General features: G+C 66.4%; 14 protein-coding genes. 3 read left to right on the forward strand and 11 right to left on the reverse strand.

Going from position 1 to position 15,699, the window contains the following annotated elements; all coding sequences use genetic code 11:
- The 5 genes from NP4_RS16410 to NP4_RS16430 form a co-directional block, all read right to left on the reverse strand.
- The coding region (locus NP4_RS16410) for a GHMP family kinase ATP-binding protein (protein ID WP_444980121.1) at positions 1-386 on the reverse strand (386 nt) is incomplete at its 3' end.
- On the reverse strand, positions 383-1,414 hold the full coding sequence (mvk, locus tag NP4_RS16415) for a mevalonate kinase (RefSeq protein WP_114755669.1): 1,032 nt from the start codon (positions 1,412-1,414) through the stop codon (positions 383-385). The genes NP4_RS16410 and mvk, both read right to left, overlap by 4 nt.
- A gap of 50 nt (positions 1,415-1,464) precedes the next feature.
- Positions 1,465-2,640 (reverse strand): hydroxymethylglutaryl-CoA synthase, encoded by a 1,176-nt coding sequence (locus NP4_RS16420; RefSeq protein ID WP_062505337.1) that lies wholly within the window; start codon positions 2,638-2,640, stop codon positions 1,465-1,467.
- Between the two features lie 2 nt (positions 2,641-2,642).
- Complete coding sequence (locus NP4_RS16425; protein ID WP_114755668.1) at positions 2,643-3,701, reverse strand: hydroxymethylglutaryl-coenzyme A reductase family protein; 1,059 nt, start codon at positions 3,699-3,701, stop codon at positions 2,643-2,645.
- Positions 3,702-3,987: 286 nt separating this feature from the next.
- Positions 3,988-4,800: a UbiA family prenyltransferase gene (locus tag NP4_RS16430; protein ID WP_169813746.1), complete on the reverse strand. Its 813-nt coding sequence runs from the start codon at positions 4,798-4,800 to the stop codon at positions 3,988-3,990.
- Positions 4,801-5,111: 311 nt separating this feature from the next.
- On the opposite strand from NP4_RS16430, the gene NP4_RS16435 reads away from it, so the two are divergent.
- Positions 5,112-5,849 carry an SDR family NAD(P)-dependent oxidoreductase gene (locus NP4_RS16435; RefSeq protein ID WP_082875923.1) on the forward strand — a complete coding sequence of 246 codons (738 nt, stop codon included), beginning with the start codon at positions 5,112-5,114 and terminating at the stop codon, positions 5,847-5,849.
- A 20-nt stretch (positions 5,850-5,869) separates the two neighbouring features.
- Here NP4_RS16435 and NP4_RS16440 read toward each other — a convergent pair whose 3' ends face one another.
- On the reverse strand, positions 5,870-7,015 hold the full coding sequence (locus NP4_RS16440; protein ID WP_114755702.1) for a sensor histidine kinase: 1,146 nt from the start codon (positions 7,013-7,015) through the stop codon (positions 5,870-5,872).
- 310 nt (positions 7,016-7,325) lie between these two features.
- Here NP4_RS16440 and NP4_RS16445 point away from each other — a divergent pair, with 310 nt between their 5' ends.
- Positions 7,326-7,661, forward strand: coding sequence for a hypothetical protein (locus tag NP4_RS16445; RefSeq protein ID WP_067998624.1), 336 nt, complete (start codon positions 7,326-7,328; stop codon positions 7,659-7,661).
- Between the two features lie 62 nt (positions 7,662-7,723).
- Here the strand turns inward: NP4_RS16445 and NP4_RS16450 are convergent, their stop codons facing one another.
- From NP4_RS16450 to NP4_RS16470, 5 genes are all read right to left on the reverse strand, one after another.
- On the reverse strand, positions 7,724-9,163 hold the full coding sequence (locus NP4_RS16450) for an MFS transporter (protein WP_245997884.1): 1,440 nt from the start codon (positions 9,161-9,163) through the stop codon (positions 7,724-7,726).
- A 106-nt stretch (positions 9,164-9,269) separates the two neighbouring features.
- Positions 9,270-10,853, reverse strand: coding sequence for a prenyltransferase/squalene oxidase repeat-containing protein (locus NP4_RS16455; RefSeq protein ID WP_067998625.1), 1,584 nt, complete (start codon positions 10,851-10,853; stop codon positions 9,270-9,272).
- 34 nt (positions 10,854-10,887) lie between these two features.
- A complete protein-coding gene (locus tag NP4_RS16460; RefSeq protein ID WP_082875925.1) occupies positions 10,888-11,985 on the reverse strand; it encodes a polyprenyl synthetase family protein in 1,098 nt (365 codons plus the stop codon).
- A gap of 23 nt (positions 11,986-12,008) precedes the next feature.
- Positions 12,009-12,980, reverse strand: coding sequence for a nitroreductase/quinone reductase family protein (locus NP4_RS39950; protein ID WP_082875926.1), 972 nt, complete (start codon positions 12,978-12,980; stop codon positions 12,009-12,011).
- Between the two features lie 41 nt (positions 12,981-13,021).
- Positions 13,022-13,870: an SDR family NAD(P)-dependent oxidoreductase gene (locus NP4_RS16470; RefSeq protein ID WP_067998627.1), complete on the reverse strand. Its 849-nt coding sequence runs from the start codon at positions 13,868-13,870 to the stop codon at positions 13,022-13,024.
- A 278-nt stretch (positions 13,871-14,148) separates the two neighbouring features.
- On the opposite strand from NP4_RS16470, the gene NP4_RS16475 reads away from it, so the two are divergent.
- Positions 14,149-15,699: a class I adenylate-forming enzyme family protein gene (locus NP4_RS16475; protein ID WP_245997883.1), complete on the forward strand. Its 1,551-nt coding sequence runs from the start codon at positions 14,149-14,151 to the stop codon at positions 15,697-15,699.

The raw sequence follows: 15,699 nt of genomic DNA on the forward strand, positions 1-15,699 counted from the left end.
CGGCCGTCGAGCTCGAGGCCGTAGGCCCGGGCCGCGGCCACGGCCAGCGCGGCGAATCCGGAGGCCGACGAGGCCAGGCCCGCCCCGGTCGGCCCGTGATTGACGGTCCGCACCCGGGCCGCCCGCCGATCGCCCGCCAAATCCCGTACCAGGCCGAGGAATTCGATCACCTTCGCGGCGAAGGTGTCCGATGCGGAAGCCTCGCCCACGGTGACGGTATCGGCCGCGAGATCGTCGTCGACGGCTACGGTCGTGACGGTGGGAAATACGTCCAGGGTCAGCGACAGACTGCTGGTGACGGGCAGGCGCAGGCGCTCATCGCGCTTACCCCAGTATTTGATCAAGGCGATATTGGGATGCGCCGTCGCGGTGACGCCCGCGCTCATGGTCGACCCTCCGGATGCAGTGCGACGGTGCGGCATTGGCGGGCGCCCGCGTCGGTGAGGGCCGTACACAGCCGCCGCGCGGCATCGTCGCCGACGGCAAGGGCGATCACACAGCCGCCCAATCCGCCGCCGGACAGCTTGGCTCCCAGGGCCTGCGCGCGCAGGGCCGCGGCCACCAGGGTCTCGATCTCGGGGCAGCTCACCTCGAGCCGGGCGAGGATCTCGTGGGTCGCCGTCATCTTCTCGCCCAGCTCGGCGAACCGACCGGCGGCCAGATCGGCTGCGGCCGCGGTGGTTATCGCACCCGCGCGTTCCAATATGTCCGTACCGGCCGTTCCCAGCGCCTCGAGCCTGCGCCGCACCGCGGCCACCGCATCGCGGGTGCTGCCGTACACCCCGGTGTCGGCGACGACGAGGACGGGCCGGGCCGGGCCGTCGGCGACGGCCAGCGGCACGGATGTGCCGTGCTGGAACCAGATCGGGCCGCCCGCGCTGATCACGGTGCGGGCATCCACCCCGCTGGCCTTACCGTGTGCGACGGTCTCGGACCGCTGCACCAGTTCGAACATGGTGTCGCTGTCCAGTTCTCGGCCCCACAGCGACGCCACCGCCTCGATGATCGCGGCGGAACTGGCCGCGCTGGAACCGAATCCGTGTCCCGCCGGAATGCCGCTGTCGACCGCGACCAGCAGCCCGTCGTCGGGAACTCCGAGATATTCGCACACCGCCGAGACCGCCATTCGGGGCACCGCGGAGGTGTCGACCCGGGCCGGGGCGCCCGGCTGGTCGTCGACGGATGAGACCTCGATCACCACCGGGCCTTCGCGGCGGCGGGCCCTCGCGCCCACCGACAGCGACGGCACCGGCAGCGATATGGCCGGATGGCCGTACAGCACAACATGCTCGCCGAACAGGATCAGCTTCGCGCTCGCCCGCCCGCTGCCGACCGCGTCGGCGGCGGCTTCCGGCGTCCGGCTTCGCGCCGATCGGTCGGGTGAGATCAGCACACTATCCGGTAGCTGCGGCATATCCACTCTCCATCAACGTATTCACCCTCGAAGCGGCCGATCGGCCCACATCAGTACGCGTGGACCGCCTGGTAGATTCTGGAATGCTCGGCAATGCCCCGGAGCCGGAACGGATTATGTCCCTCCGCGGCCAGCACCACCTCCGAACCATCCTCCGGCAACGTCAATTCGCGCAGGGAGCGGTACTTTTCGTACGAGATCGGCTCGCGTCGGCTGATCGCGGCCTGATTCTCGGCGGTGCGCAGATGCCGACGATATCCCGGCGCCAGCGTCACCGAGAACAGCTCCGCCACACTGCCCGAGCCGTAGCTCAACAGCGCCACCGGACGACCGTCGAGATCGTCGGAATGGTCGAGCAGGGAAAGCAATCCGACGAACAGCGAGGCAGTGTAGCTGTTGCCGATAACCCGATTGTAGATCGTGGTCGGGGCGAGATCGGAGTGCACCCGCGCGGTGGTGGGCTCGATCCCCTTCATCTCCAGCAGTCGGGTGTGCGCCTTGTAGGCCATCTTGATGAATGGCTGGTGGTAGCAGAATCCGGCGAACTCGCCCACGCCGCGGCCGCCGCGGGCCTCGTAGTCCTTCCAGGCGTGTTCGACGGCCTCGAGATACGCGCCGATCGACAGTTTGCCGTCGACCAGCGGGGTGGACCGGTAATTGGGCCGCCAGAAGTCCTGGATGTTCGCGGTGTACAGCCCGGCGGTCTCCTCCAGCACCGCGATATCGGGATCCGCCGAAACCAGCATCGCCACCGCGGCCGCGCCCTGGGTGGCCTCACCGCCGGAGTCGATATCGTATTTCGCGATATCGCTGGCGATCACCAGGACGCGCTGTTCGGGGTCGCGGGCCACGATGCCCGCCGCGAGCTGCAACGCCGAGGCGCCCCCATAGCAGGCCTGCTTCAATTCCACCGCGCGACAGGCGGCGGGTAGCCCGAGCAGATCCTGTACGTAGATCGCCGCCGATTTGGACTGATCGATCCCGGTTTCGGTGGCCAGCAACACGGTTCGAATTCCGTCGACGCCGTGGCGGGCCACGATCTGCTGGGCGGCCGTGGCCGCCAAGGTGACGATGTCCTCGTCGAAGGCCGGAACCGTCTGGGCGACCTGTCCGAGGCCGATGTAGTACTTGTTGACGTCCACACCGCTGTGGCGCGCCAATTCGGCCAGGTCCATGACGTACCGTCCGGTCGCCATGGCGATATCGTGAATTCCGATGGTAGGCACCGTCACTGCCCCTTCTCTGAGACTGATCGTTCGAAGTCGAGATGGGTGCGCATCAATTCACCCGGATTCGTCTGCGCGGCCATCAGCGACAACTCTCCACACAGCACGGTGGCGGCGGTGATCACCGCGAGCCGCCGCGCATTACCACCGGGCTCCCGGTCCTCCCGGCAGCCCATGCGCGTGAGGTTCTCCTCGACGAAGTCCAAGGATTTGCCGTTGCCGACGGTACCGACGATGACGTTCGACAGCGTGCAGGAGAAATAGAGGTCCCCGTCGCGATCCTCGGCGTGCGTGATGCCCTGCGAACCCTCGACGATATTGGCCGCATCCTGCCCGGTCGCCAGGTAGACGCCCAACAGCATATTCGCGTAATGGGCGTTCGCGGTACGGATTCCGCCCGCGACGGTGGTGCCGATCAGATTCTTGCGGACATTGAGATCGGCCACCCGCGCGGCGGTCGTATGCAACCGCGCCTCGACCACCTCACGCGGAATCAGCAGCTCCGCAACGACATTCTTGCCGCGGCCCAGAATTCCGTTGACTGCGGAGACCTTTTTATCGGTGCAGAAATTTCCGGATACGGATCCGTAGCGGACGCCCGGCAGCGCCTGCACGATATGCGCGAGCAGGGTATCGGATGCGAGTGTGGTCATATTGTGACCGGCCGCGTCACCGGTGGCGAACTCGAATCGCAGGAACAGCAGATTTCCGACGATCTGATGGTGTAGCTCGAGCAGTTCGGCGTAACGGCTGCAGCCGGACACGATCTCGCGCAGCCGGGGCAGCTCGCCGACGAGCTGTCGGGCGGCGGCCAGTGCGGTCCCCGCGTCATCGGCCTCCAGCAGCACCGATCGCGTCATCCGCTCGTCCACCAGGGTGGCGACGATGCCGCGCTCGGTCAGGCGGGAGATCTTGGCGCCGCGGCCGACCGAGGGCCACAGCGGGGATTCGTAGGTGGCCAGCGGCACCTCGACCAGACCCTCGGCGACATTGCCGGAGATCTTCATCGGTCCAACCCAGCGCATCGGCACCATTGCGGCACTAAAATCATCGTTGTTCATCACAATCCGAACTACTCCTTGATACGCAGTGTCCAGTGGCTGCGCAGATCACCGTCGCGACCGTGAGCCACCCGCTGCACAGCACAGCATTGCTGTGACCTCTTTCCGATAATCGTCGGTATTCATAAAAACCACACGTACGAATCAAAGAATATTTCGATCGCGAACCCCCACGCTATAGCAGCTACTTGTCACAGCACCGATATTTCCGGCACGGAATGGCCGCCAGGACCATACACCTCGATATCGAATGTCGTCGAGACCCGACGAATTCCCGACCTCGTCGTCAGCGCACGGCGGCGACCGTCAACGTGGCGAGAACCGTGAGATGCACGGCGTATTGGGTGATCATGAATGCGCGATACGGGAGGCGACGACCGGCGCGGGTGCGGGTCCGGCGGGTCGTGGCGGCGATGACGCCGACGGCCGACGCGCCGACGGCCAGGGTGATCGCGGAGGGCAGGAGAATCGGCGCGAAGGTCGGGGTGATGGTCAGATAGCCGCCGGCGACGAGCACGGCGTTCACGATGATCAGCAGGCGCACCCGCGCGCCGCCCCAGCGGATCACGGGGGTCCGGCGGCCACCGGCCGCATCGCCCTCGACATCCGACAGATCCTTGGCAAGCGCCCCGACCCCGGCCATCCACAGTGACATCGCGCCACCGAGCAGCAGGACCGGCAGATCACCGTCGCGACCCGCGGCCTGCCAACCGGCCGCGTAGGTCAGCACTCCTCCGCCCAGTACCAGCAGCGCGGCCGTACTGCCGCGCCGTTTGCCGTAGAACGGCGCGGCCGAATAAGCGTAACCACAGGTCAGATACGCCAGGATGAGCAGCGGCAGCAACCCGTCCTCGTCGCTGATCACGCCGATGCCCAGCGCGAGCGCGGCGGTGGCCACGACCCCGCCCGCGGCGGCCGACAACGGCAGCGAACCGGCGCTGATGGGCCGGGTCGAGCCGTTCGCCCGGTCCTCGGCCACATCCATGACGCCGTTCAACACATATATGGCGAGCGTCGCGAGCAGCCAGGCCACGGCCGCGGCCCAGACCCGATCGCTCAGAATCGATGCGCCCAGTAGGGCCGCGGTGCAGAAACGCATCAGGACCATAACCTGAACCGAGGTCCTGGACTCCCGCAGAAAATCCTTCGAAAACCGTACCAATAGGGATGATGTCGCTTTATCGGCTATAAACTGGAGTGTGGAGACGCTCATCTGCATGTCGCATTATGCTATGGCCGTCAACGCCTGTCGAGGAGTCCGCGAATGCCACTGGAGGCCCAAAGGGAGTAAGGGTTTCGGACGCGGAATGCTACTTTCGCAGCATCTATTCCGCGACCGGGTCAGCTAACGTCCGCGACCGCGTAGTGTGAGCGCCACACGAGTATTTTTATGGGGAAGGGAGCATTGCCATGAGGGCTGATCAGCGCCGCGTCGCAATTGTGACCGGCGCCGGTGGGTGCCTCGGGGCGGCGGTGGTGCGCCGACTGCTGGCGCTCGGGTTCATCACCGCCGCGGTGGACCTGCGGGCCTCGTGGTGCGACACCTCACTGGACGCGGTCGGCCCCGGCGGGACCGGACTGTGGGCCTATGGCGCCGACCTGCGTTACCTGCACGAAGCCGAGGCGACGGTACTGCGCGTCGCCGAAACACTCGGCCCGCCAACGGTGATCGTGAATACGCCGTTCCCGGGACGCGCCGATTCCCTTCCGCGACTACGGGATTGGGAATCGGTGCTACAGGACCGGCTGCGAGCGCCGCTGCTGGTCAGCCGCGCCGCCGAGCCCTATCTGGCCCAATCCGGCCGGGGCCGGATAGTCAATGTGGCGCGGATCGATACCTCGACACCGCCGCGACCGGACGATCTGGTCGTTCGAGAAACCCTGCACGCGCTGACCGAGGCCCTGTCCCGTGAGCTCGGACCGCGCGAAGTACGGGTGAACACCGTTGTCGCGGAAATCAACTGCGCGACGCATGCGGCAACCTTCCGGCGAAGCTCCCGACCGGACCGGTGTATGAAAGCCGAGAGGGAGACCGCGGCCATGGTGGGATTTCTGGTGTCGGAGGCCGCCGGGAATATCTCCGGACGTTTGATCGAGACCGGCCATCCGCTGATCAGATCACCTCCGGAAGCCGGCACCCTCCTATGATTCGACGCCCGGATTCCCACTCATACGGTCGGGCGCTCCTGCGAGATCGGGATCCACAGGCTCACTCGGGTTCCACGGCCCGGAACGGAATCGATGTGCATGGTGCCGCCGATCAGATCGGAGCGTTCTTTCAGGATCAACAGGCCGTTACCGTGTCCGGCCGCGAGCACCGCCTGGGGGTCGAAACCCTTTCCGTTGTCGATGATGTCGGCATGCACCTCATGCGGTGCGATGTCGATGTGGACGACGATATTCGCCGCGCCCGCGTGGTTGTAGGTGTTGCGCAGACATTCCCGAACCATGATGAACAGTTCCTCGGCCACCGCGCCGGGAATCCAGTCGTCGCTCCCGTGCACCCAGATCTGCAACGGCGCACCCGATTGCCCCAGTGCCGCGGCGAATCCGCGCAGCGCGGTCTCCAACGATCCCGCGCCGCCGGGACGGCGCAGTTCGCTGACCAACTCGCGGCTGCGGGCGATCGTTTCCAGAATCGCGTCCTTGGCCAGCTGCACGTGTCGCGAGGGCTGCATCGGCGATTCCGAACTCTCCTCCGCCCGTTCGCATTCCAGCTCGTAGAGCTCGATCTGGCGCAGCGCCAGACTGATCGAATTACCGATGTGGTCATGTATTTCCCGAGCCAACCTGCGCTGAGCCTGCTCCTGCGCCTTGCGCATTCGCTGCAGCAGATAGCCGTCGTAGCCGATGGATCCGGCCTCCAGCCGCATTCCGATACCCTTCTGCAGGGTGCGAACGGCGGCGATCAACTCGTCTTGGGAGGCTCCCGACAGCGCGGCACAGTCGGCGAGGGCGGTCATGGCCACCTCGCCGAGAATGCCGCCGGCCCGCACCGAATGAATCGGGTGGACTCCCTGGCGAACTCGCTCGGCGCCCAGGTCGACGACATCGGTGAGATGGGTGACCTCGGAGCCACCCTCGGTGAGGCTGCGGACGCAGTCGTCGAAGATGCGCTGGGCCTGCAGTTCGCATTGCTGCCAGACTGTCTCGGCGACCAGGGGACTTCTGATCTCGGCGAGACGATCGTGGTACTGCGCGATCAGCCCGGGGATGCGTCCCACGAACAGATCCGCGAAATCGGTTGACAGGTCGGCCTCGGCACTGGACTTCCCTCCCGATCCACCTGTCGCGTCCCTGCCGATCACAGCCATGCCGCCCTTCTTGCGCCCCCCGGCCCCGGGAACCAGCATCCCGGACTCGGCGCTGAACTAGATCGAATGCTACCCGCGCGAAGTCCGTCTCCCGAAGATGAGCACCGAAAACTGGTGCGAATCAGCCAACTCCGTCTTAGATTAACTTACCAGTACGTAACACCTCGGGCCAGCCGCGAGCCCTCCGGAGCGGACACCATCTCGTGGGGGCGCGGGCCTGTCGCCGAAGCCGGCCTGCCATGCTGCACGGGTATGGATTTCCTATCGAAACCGCTGTGCCGCAAGACTGTTCGATAGTGGATGGGAAGGCATGTCGAACTATATCCCGGTGAGCGCCCAGCCGACCGGCGCGGATCGCACCGTTCTTGTCGACCAGGACGGAGTGACCTGCTGGGTGGAGCGCGTACCGCCCGATCGGTGCAGCAGCCTGCACCGTGACTCGCGCCCGTCGATCACCATAGTGTTCTCCGGCGGACCGGTCGAGGTGGTCGACGAGCGGGATCACCTGCTCACTCGCGCCGTGCTGACGAACGGACGGGTGATTCGCAGCGGCGAACTGCCCGCGCCGTACCGGCTCTGGAATCTCGCCGACCGGGCGCTGGTTCTGGTGGTCGTCGAACTGCCCGAGACGGCCCCGATGTCCTGAACCCGGATCCACGCGAACGACGCCCGGACACCGGTTCCGGCATCCGGGCGTGCGTGAATCCGCTATGCGGCGCTGTGTTCGACCGGCGCGCCGCCACCCGGCACGGCCGAGGTGTCGCGCGCGTTGATCGTGCGCAGGGCGGTCACCGCGGAGATCGCCGCGATGACGCCGCCGACCAGCAGCGCGAGTCCGAGTCCGGAGTTCAGCGCCTCCACCGGGTTACTGCCGTGCGCCAGTTGACTATTGGTGCGCGAGGTCGCCAACGCGGTCAGCACCGCGGTACCCAACGCAACGCCGATCTGCTGGAAGGTGTTCAGCAACGCCGCGGCCAGCCCGGCGCGATCCTCGGGTACGCCCGCGTTGGCCGCGGTGGTGTTGGCCACGAACACCGCGCCCGACCCGACCGCGGCTACCAGCAATCCGGGCAGCAGATCGTGTAAGTAGGAGCCGTCCACCGAGATACGCGACATCATCACCATGCCCAGCCCGACGACCAGCGCGCCCGCCACGGTTACCGCTCGGGCCCCGATCCGGGTGACGAGTTTGGAGAAGATCCCGGCCGTGATCATGATGGTGATGCTGAAGGGCAGGAAGACGAAGCCCGCCTCGAGCTGGCTGTAGCCGAGGACAGACTGGGTGTAGATCGCGAGGAAGAAAAACATCGGCATCCCGCCCGCCGACGACAGCAGCTGGGTGAGATTCGCCGCGGCCAGTCCGCGGATTCGGAAAACCGATAGCGGCATAACGGGATTCGCGACCACACGCTCGTTCACCACGAACGCGATGAGCAACACCACCGCCCCGCCCAGCTCGCCGATCGTGCGCAGACTCCCCCAGCCCTGATCCGGCGCCTCCGCCAGACCGTAGACCAGCAGCATGATCCCGCCGGTGGCCAGCGCCGTGCCGAGCAGGTCGAATCCGCCTCCGATCCGCTTGCCCCGGTCGCCGGGGATCAGCACCAGGGCGCCGACCAGAACCAGTACGCAGATGGGCACATTGATGAAGAAGACCCAGCGCCATCCGGGCCCCTCGGTGAGCAGCCCGCTGAGGATCACTCCGGACGCCGCGCCCAGACCGGCGACACCTCCCCAGGCGCCCATCGCGAGATTGCGATCGCGCCCCTCCGGGAAACTCGTGGTCAGAATCGACAGGGCCGCCGGCAACATGAGAGCGGCCCCGACGCCCTGCGCGAACCGGGCGCCGATGAGCAGCCCGCCGGTGTTCGCCATACCCGCCACAATGGCCGATACCGCGATGATTACGCTGCCTGCCATGAGAATTCGCCGCCGCCCGAGCAGATCGGCGAATCGCCCGCCCAGCAACATCAATCCGCCGTAGGTGAGCAGATAGCCGGTGATGAGCCATTGCACGGTCGACACCGACAGATGCAGCTCGCGCTGAATCGACGGGACCGCGACATTGACGATGGATATGTCAGCGAAATCGACGAACGCGCCGGTGCACAGCAATGCCAAGGTGAGCTTGCCGCGCGGGGTTGCCAAGAATCCCGAACTCTGTGGAGGTGCACTCAATGTCACTGCCCTTCTACGAGATTGCCGGTTCCCCAAAGGTACAAGCCGGAATCGACGCGCGTGAATACGCCCGATTTCATCTCTGGTTCCGCACGAGGTGGATGCCGTCGACCGCGGCGGAATGCTCGGCCACCGAGCAACCGCACAGACATGGCGAATGTCGCTGCGCCACCGCCATCAGACCGGTGACGACGACCGCATGGCTTTCGGCGGGCACATAACTCAGCAGCGGGCGCGGTCCGAGCAGTTCGGGCGGACCTGCCCAACTCCCGTCGGCGCGTTGGGTTCGGTCCAGATAGGACAGGGCGCGGGTGAGGGCGTCCTCCTCGATCAATCCGGTGTGCACCAGGCACGACAGCGCCGCCCCGGTCGCGCTGGCACAGCTGGGCTCGTCGGCGCGCTGCCCCCAGCCGCCGTCGTCGTTCTGCGCCGCGGCGACCTCTCGCGCCGCCGCCTGCACGGCGGGATGGTCGAAACCTATTGCGGCCCCGACGGTCTCCACAGTATGCGGGCGATTTCGGTACCCGCAGAGGAATTCCTCGCCGCGGGAGAAGCGCTCGGCCAACCAGCGGGTCGCCGCCGTCGTGGACGGCGCGCCGGACGCCTGATACCGATTCAGCGCGCCGACGACGCGGGCGACACAGTCGTCGGCGGGCACGTCCTTGGCGTAGTAGTAGGTGTTCCACAACCCGTCGGGTCGCTGTAGCGCCCGATACAGGCCGAGCGCCCGCTCGATTCGCTCCGGCTCGACGAGACCCTCCAGCGCGGACAGCGCGGCGGAGGTGGTGTCGAGATCCGGCTCGAGCGTCGGCGAGTAGGTGAACCCGCCGTCGTCGCGCTGCTGGGTCTGCACCCAGGCCACCGCGCGCGGCAGGCACTTCTCCCGGAACACCGGATGATCCCGCAGGGCCCAGATCGTGACGACGGTGTCCCAGCCGTGGCAGGGAATCAGCCCCCAGCCGCCGTTGTCGTGTTGCTGCGCGATCAGGAAGGCCCGGGCCCGCTGCAGCGCTTCGCCTTCGGGCTCACCGACGCCGAGTGCGAGCGCGGCCATGGCGGTGCTCACCGGCATGGCGGCGATGGAACCGTCCGGCGATTGCACGGCCTTGATCGTCGCGACGGAGTCGCGCACCGCCTCGGCATTGCCCACATGATGCTCGACCAGCAACCGCGCCGCGGCCACCTCGATCACGGTCCACTTCCGCAATCTGTCCCGCCGGGCGCTGTCGTAGCGGTCGGCCAGCTCCGCGCGCAACTGCGCCAGGCGCTCATCGGCGTCGCCGGACCAGATCGCGTCCCACTGCCCGGAGTGCAGCACCAGGGCCTGCAGCATGGCGGTGCGCCAGCGCAGCACCGGATTCTGCAGTTCGGGACGGTCCAGATTCAGTTCCACCCGTTTGTCCAGCACGATGTCGCGAATCGCGTTCTCGATCATGAGCGCCAACGGGTCATGCTGCAGCGAAACGGAATTCAGTGCCAGCCAGGTGCGCCCGGCGACGACGGCGGGGTCGGTCGCATCGGTCACGGCCAGCGCGTAGGTAGCCAGACCGGTCTCCAGGATGCGTGGATCGGGCGGAGTGATCCAGGCGCCGGACTCGTCCTGGGTGTCGATCAGATGGTCCACGGCACGGGTGAGGACCCGGTCGAGCGTTTCGTACACGGCTTTCTGCCTTTCGATCAAGGGCGCGGCGGGGTCAGTGGTCGCGTTCGAGCACCGAGCGAGCCAGTACGCGAAGGGGTTCGGCATAGTCGGCGCGCGGATACGCCCGCTCCAGGGCCGACAGCGCCGCGCGGGCGCGGGTCTCGGCCTCCGCCCTCGTCAACGACAGCCCACCGGCGGCCTCGACCAGCCGGGTGGCCTCCTCGATCTCCTTGTCGGAGAACGGTTCCGGGCGAGCGTAGAGTTCGGCGAGCTGATCGCCGGCGGCGGTGTGGGAATTGATCGCCGCGACCACGGGGAAGGACTTCTTCCGCGCGAACAGATCGGAGCCCTGACTCTTCCCGGTGACCGCGGCCGGACCCCAGATGCCCATCAGATCGTCGACGAGTTGGAACGCCAGGCCCAGCTGCCGCCCGAATTCGCGATAGTGCCGCGCGATATCCGCCTCGGCCCCGGCGGCGAGCGCGCCGAGCTCACACGCCATACCCAGCAGCGCGCCCGTCTTCCCCTCGATCATCGACAGGCACTGTGCCGGTGAGACATCCATGCGCCGCTCGAAGGCGAGATCGTCGGACTGCCCGCCGTAGAGTTCGAGGGTTCCCTCGGCGACGACGGCGGTCATCGCGCCGCACTGTGGATCATCGGAGAGCAGGCCGTGGGCGAGGGTCAGCAGCGCGTCACCCGCCAGAATGGCCTGGGCACTGCCGAATACGGCCCAGGTGGTGGGGCGGCCGCGCCGCAACTTGTCACCGTCCATCACATCGTCGTGGATGAGGGTGAAGTCGTGGATCAGCTCCACCGCCACCGCGGCCCGGCGGACGTTGTCCCATTCGGCGGTGCGCGGGCCGCCGACCGCCCGGGCGGCCGACAGTACGAACCCGGGCCGAAAGGCCTTGCCCAGCTTCTCGGTCGGCCGCTCGTCGGCGTCCCACCAGCCGATGTGATATCCGGCCATGCGCCGCAGCCGCGGGGACAGACCGTCGACCGCGCCGCGGTGCACGGGGGCGATCGCGGTGCGCACTTCGTGCACGATGGCGGTGGCGGCGCGCCGATTCGCCTCGGTGGTGAGGCTGCTGCCGAAGACATTGGCGTCGGCAGCCATCTCCAAACCGGCGAATTGCAAATCCGTCATAATGGTTCCCCTACCTTGCACAATCAGTGCGCAGATCCCAGTTGGACGAGTTCGCCCCGGTCGATTTCCGACGGCTCCCGCGGTTCGCAGATGACGACCGGGATATCCCGCTCGGTGCGGGTCTGATAGACGGCGAAGGTGTGGTGGCGCTTCACGATTTCCGGCCACAGCGCCGATTTCTCCTCGGGGGTCGCGGTGCGCGCCCGCCACGGCGAGATGGCCCCATCGATGGTGAGTCGAATATCGGGATTTGCCACCAGATTCCAGTACCACTGCGGATTGCGGTCCTCGCCCTCCTTGGAGGCCACCAGGATCACGCGGTTCTCATCGATCAGCGGTGCGGTGAGCATGCAGTCGCGCCACGCTCCGGATTTGCGGCCCTGCACGTGCAGCCGGACGAACGTCATCCCGACCTCGTGATAACCCCATCGACCGCCGCTGAGCTTCAGGCCGAGATCATGGGTGTTTCGAATACCCTTCAGGTACAGGTCGAACAGTTGATTGCGCTGCTTCTGCAGGCACGACGGCACCTTGATCAACGGTTCCCGGCGCCGCGACGTCAGCGCGACTTCGAGGGTGTCGAGCACCCGATTGAACGCGATTTCGAGCACGGGGAAACCGATCTGCCGGAAGACGAAATTCGCGGCGATCGGAATCGCGGCCTCGCCGGTGGTACGCCAGCGCACCCTAGTTCCGCCGGGCACCTCCGTGAAGGTGATCGAGCTGCCCTCGTGCCGAATGTCGGGGAAGCTGCTCTCGGCCACGTAGCTCATCCGATACGGCGGCTCGAAGGAGGTCACCCGCTCGACGCACTCGCCGAAGAGCCAGGTGACCTTGCGACGCGCGCCGACGCCGTGCTTGTCGTCCACTCCGGGATGGGTCCATTCACACCGCAACACGGCGAAGGACGCCCGGTACCGCGCCGGATCGGACATCCAGTCGAAGACGTGCTCGATCGGAGCCGCGATCGTTCGTTCCACAGTCAGTGTTTGCATGTTCGAAGTCCTGTCTCGTTGCTGTTTTCCCCGGAAGCCGTTCAGCCGAATTTCAGGAGCAGCCTTCCCAGCGCACGCTGATCGACCAGCGACAATGCCCGCAGTACCGGGACATATAGCGGTACAACTTCGGCCGGGCGCTGCCGAATCGCGTTCAATATCCATTCGGCCGCCTCGGGCGGTGTGAGGCCCGGCATTTTTCGATATTTCGCCGTCGGCGCACTCATCGCCGTATGCACCAGCGGAAAGTGCACCGCGGTCACCGCGATGCCGCGCTCGGACAGTTCCGCGTCCAGGCATTGACCGAAACCCGTGAGCGCCATTTTGGAACTGTGGTAGGCGGCGAAGCGCGGTGAGGTTCCGGTGGGCACGGTCCAGGTGCCGATATTGATCACATGTCCGTTGCCCGATGCCAGCATGGCCGGGAGCAGACCGATGGTGAGCTGCACCGGGCCGAAGTAGTTGAGCAACATCGTGCGGCGGAAATCGTGCATGCGATCCAGCGATTCGGCCACCGGCCGCCGAATGGAATGTCCGGCATTGTTCACCAGCACGTCGACGACGCCGACGTCCTCGCGCAACCAGTCCAACAGGTCCGCCACCGCGGTGTCGTCGGCCAGATCACAGGCGCGGTAGACCGCCCGCCCGCCCGCTTCGTGAATCTCCTCGCACAGTTGTTTCAATTCCGGCTCGCGCCGGGCCACCAGTACCACTCGCGCATCGGCCTCGGCCGCCGCGATCGCGGTGGCGCGGCCGATGCCGGAGGACGCACCGGTGATCAAAATCCGTTTCTCCGGCAGCCTTTCCAGATTTTTCGCGCGCAGCGAGGGCGCGGGACGACAGATCAGGGCAGCGATCTGCCCGGGCGAGGGCAGGCCGATACCGATCATGACGCACGTCCCGGGCCTCGCGTCGCTGTTTCGATCATTGATTCACCACGCTCTGGTCATGGAATTCGAAGCTGCTCCGAAATTAGCCCGAACGCCCGAATCGTGGATATAGCAGGGATTTGCATGGCAACAACTTGCTATACACCGGCGACATATTGTCACCGATGGAATCATTGCCCCGCCCCCACCCGAATATTAATCTCTGATCCGAGGCAGACCAATGCGCATTCGAAGAAGAACGCAAGAATTCGTGCATCGACTGGAATATGAGTATCGCCATGATTCTTCGCAACCACCGACTCATCTACGACCAGCTGCAGGAAACGGCGCCGCGCGCCAGGCCGTGGATTATCGATCACGCCTCGGCCGCGGTGCCGGTGATCGATGATCAGGTGGACCTGAGCGATGTCGCCGATGCCGCCGCTCGCACCGCCACCCTGTTCGAGAGCCTCGGCATCGAGCCCGGCGACTACTGCGCGGTGTGGCTGGACGCGCCCATCGATATCGCGATCATCGTCGCGGCCCTCACCGCCGTCGGGGGCATCCCGATCCTGTTGAGCCCCAAGCTCGACGCCGACACCGTGGCCAGCATGGTGGAGCCGGTGCCGGTCGAGCGCATCGTCACCACCGGTGACCGACGCGCCGCCTGCGCGGAGATCCAGCCGTTCGAGCGGATCCACGAGTGGGCCGCGCTGGCCGCCGAACTACCCGTCACCCGACCGCGCCGGACCTGCGCGGTCGCGATGCCCAGCACCTCCCCCTACGTGGTTACCCATACCTCCGGTACCACCGGTGTGCCGAAGCTGGTGCAGTACACTCGCCAGGCCACCGACAACCAGGGTTACGCCCAGGAGTTCATGGCCCCGCTCGGTGCGCCGACTCAGCCTGTCGCCGTGGCGGTTTCGCCGGTGCACTTCCGCGCCGTCTCGGGACTGCTGTGCGCGCTGCGCCGCAATGTGCGACTGATGGTGCTGGCCGACGAGTCCCCCCGTTCGGTCGGCCGCCTGGTCCGGCGCTGGAAGCCGATCTTCCTCGAGGCGCATCCCAACACGTTCATGGACTGGGAATCGTTGGCCCGCAACGGCAGTTTCGCCTCGGTGCGCTATTTCGTGAGCACCTTCGACGTCATCCACCCGCGCACCGTGCGGCGCATGCTGGCCGGGAGCAAACACCGCTTCGCCATCCTGCTCGAGGCCTACGGCCAGTCCGAACTCGGCGGCAGCGTGGGCACGGTGCACGTCAAGGGCCTGGTCGATTTGATCGGGCTGCTCCCCATACCGGTCAAGAAGCTGCTGGAAGGGCATTCGGTCGGCTGGGCCGCGCCCGGCTACGCCAGCACTCGCATCGTGGGACCCGACGGCGCCGAGGTGCCGGCGGGTACACCCGGGCGCATCCAGGTGCGCTCGGCCGGGCAGTTCCAGACCTATATCAACCGGCCGGAGGCGGCCAGTGCCAATCTGAGCTCGGACGGCTGGTGGGACACCGGCGATTACGGCAAGAAGACCCGCTTCGGCGAGCTGATCCTGATGGACCGGCAGGTGGAGCGGATGAGCCTGATCCCCAGCGGCATCGCCATGGAGGATGTGCTGCTCAGCCGACTGCCGTGGCTCGCCGAAGTGATCGTGCTGGAACACGATGATCGCGTGGTGCCCGTGGTCGCCGTGCGCGAGGGCCACCGCTTCGATGAGAAGGCCTGGCGGCGAGCTGTTTCCGGGCTGCCGAAGCTGTCGCTGCCGATCGTCTTCGACATTCACGATCTGCCCCGCACCGCTACCGGGAAGGTTCAGCGCGCCCGGCTGACCGCGCTCATCTCACGCCAGAGCCGATAG

Source organism: Nocardia pseudobrasiliensis NBRC 108224, from assembly GCF_001613105.1.
GTDB classification, from domain to species: domain Bacteria; phylum Actinomycetota; class Actinomycetes; order Mycobacteriales; family Mycobacteriaceae; genus Nocardia; species Nocardia pseudobrasiliensis.

Coding starts and splice junctions, on each gene's coding strand:
- mvk (WP_114755669.1), bottom strand. CDS start 1,414: ATGCCGCAGCTACCGGATAGTGTGCTGATCTCACCCGACCGATCGGCG.
- NP4_RS16425 (WP_114755668.1), bottom strand. CDS start 3,701: ATGAACAACGATGATTTTAGTGCCGCAATGGTGCCGATGCGCTGGGTT.
- NP4_RS16430 (WP_169813746.1), bottom strand. CDS start 4,800: ATGCGTTTCTGCACCGCGGCCCTACTGGGCGCATCGATTCTGAGCGAT.
- NP4_RS16435 (WP_082875923.1), top strand. CDS start 5,112: ATGAGGGCTGATCAGCGCCGCGTCGCAATTGTGACCGGCGCCGGTGGG.
- NP4_RS16440 (WP_114755702.1), bottom strand. CDS start 7,015: ATGGCTGTGATCGGCAGGGACGCGACAGGTGGATCGGGAGGGAAGTCC.
- NP4_RS16445 (WP_067998624.1), top strand. CDS start 7,326: ATGTCGAACTATATCCCGGTGAGCGCCCAGCCGACCGGCGCGGATCGC.
- NP4_RS16460 (WP_082875925.1), bottom strand. CDS start 11,985: ATGACGGATTTGCAATTCGCCGGTTTGGAGATGGCTGCCGACGCCAAT.
- NP4_RS39950 (WP_082875926.1), bottom strand. CDS start 12,980: ATGCAAACACTGACTGTGGAACGAACGATCGCGGCTCCGATCGAGCAC.
- NP4_RS16470 (WP_067998627.1), bottom strand. CDS start 13,870: ATGATCGGTATCGGCCTGCCCTCGCCCGGGCAGATCGCTGCCCTGATC.
- NP4_RS16475 (WP_245997883.1), top strand. CDS start 14,149: ATGATTCTTCGCAACCACCGACTCATCTACGACCAGCTGCAGGAAACG.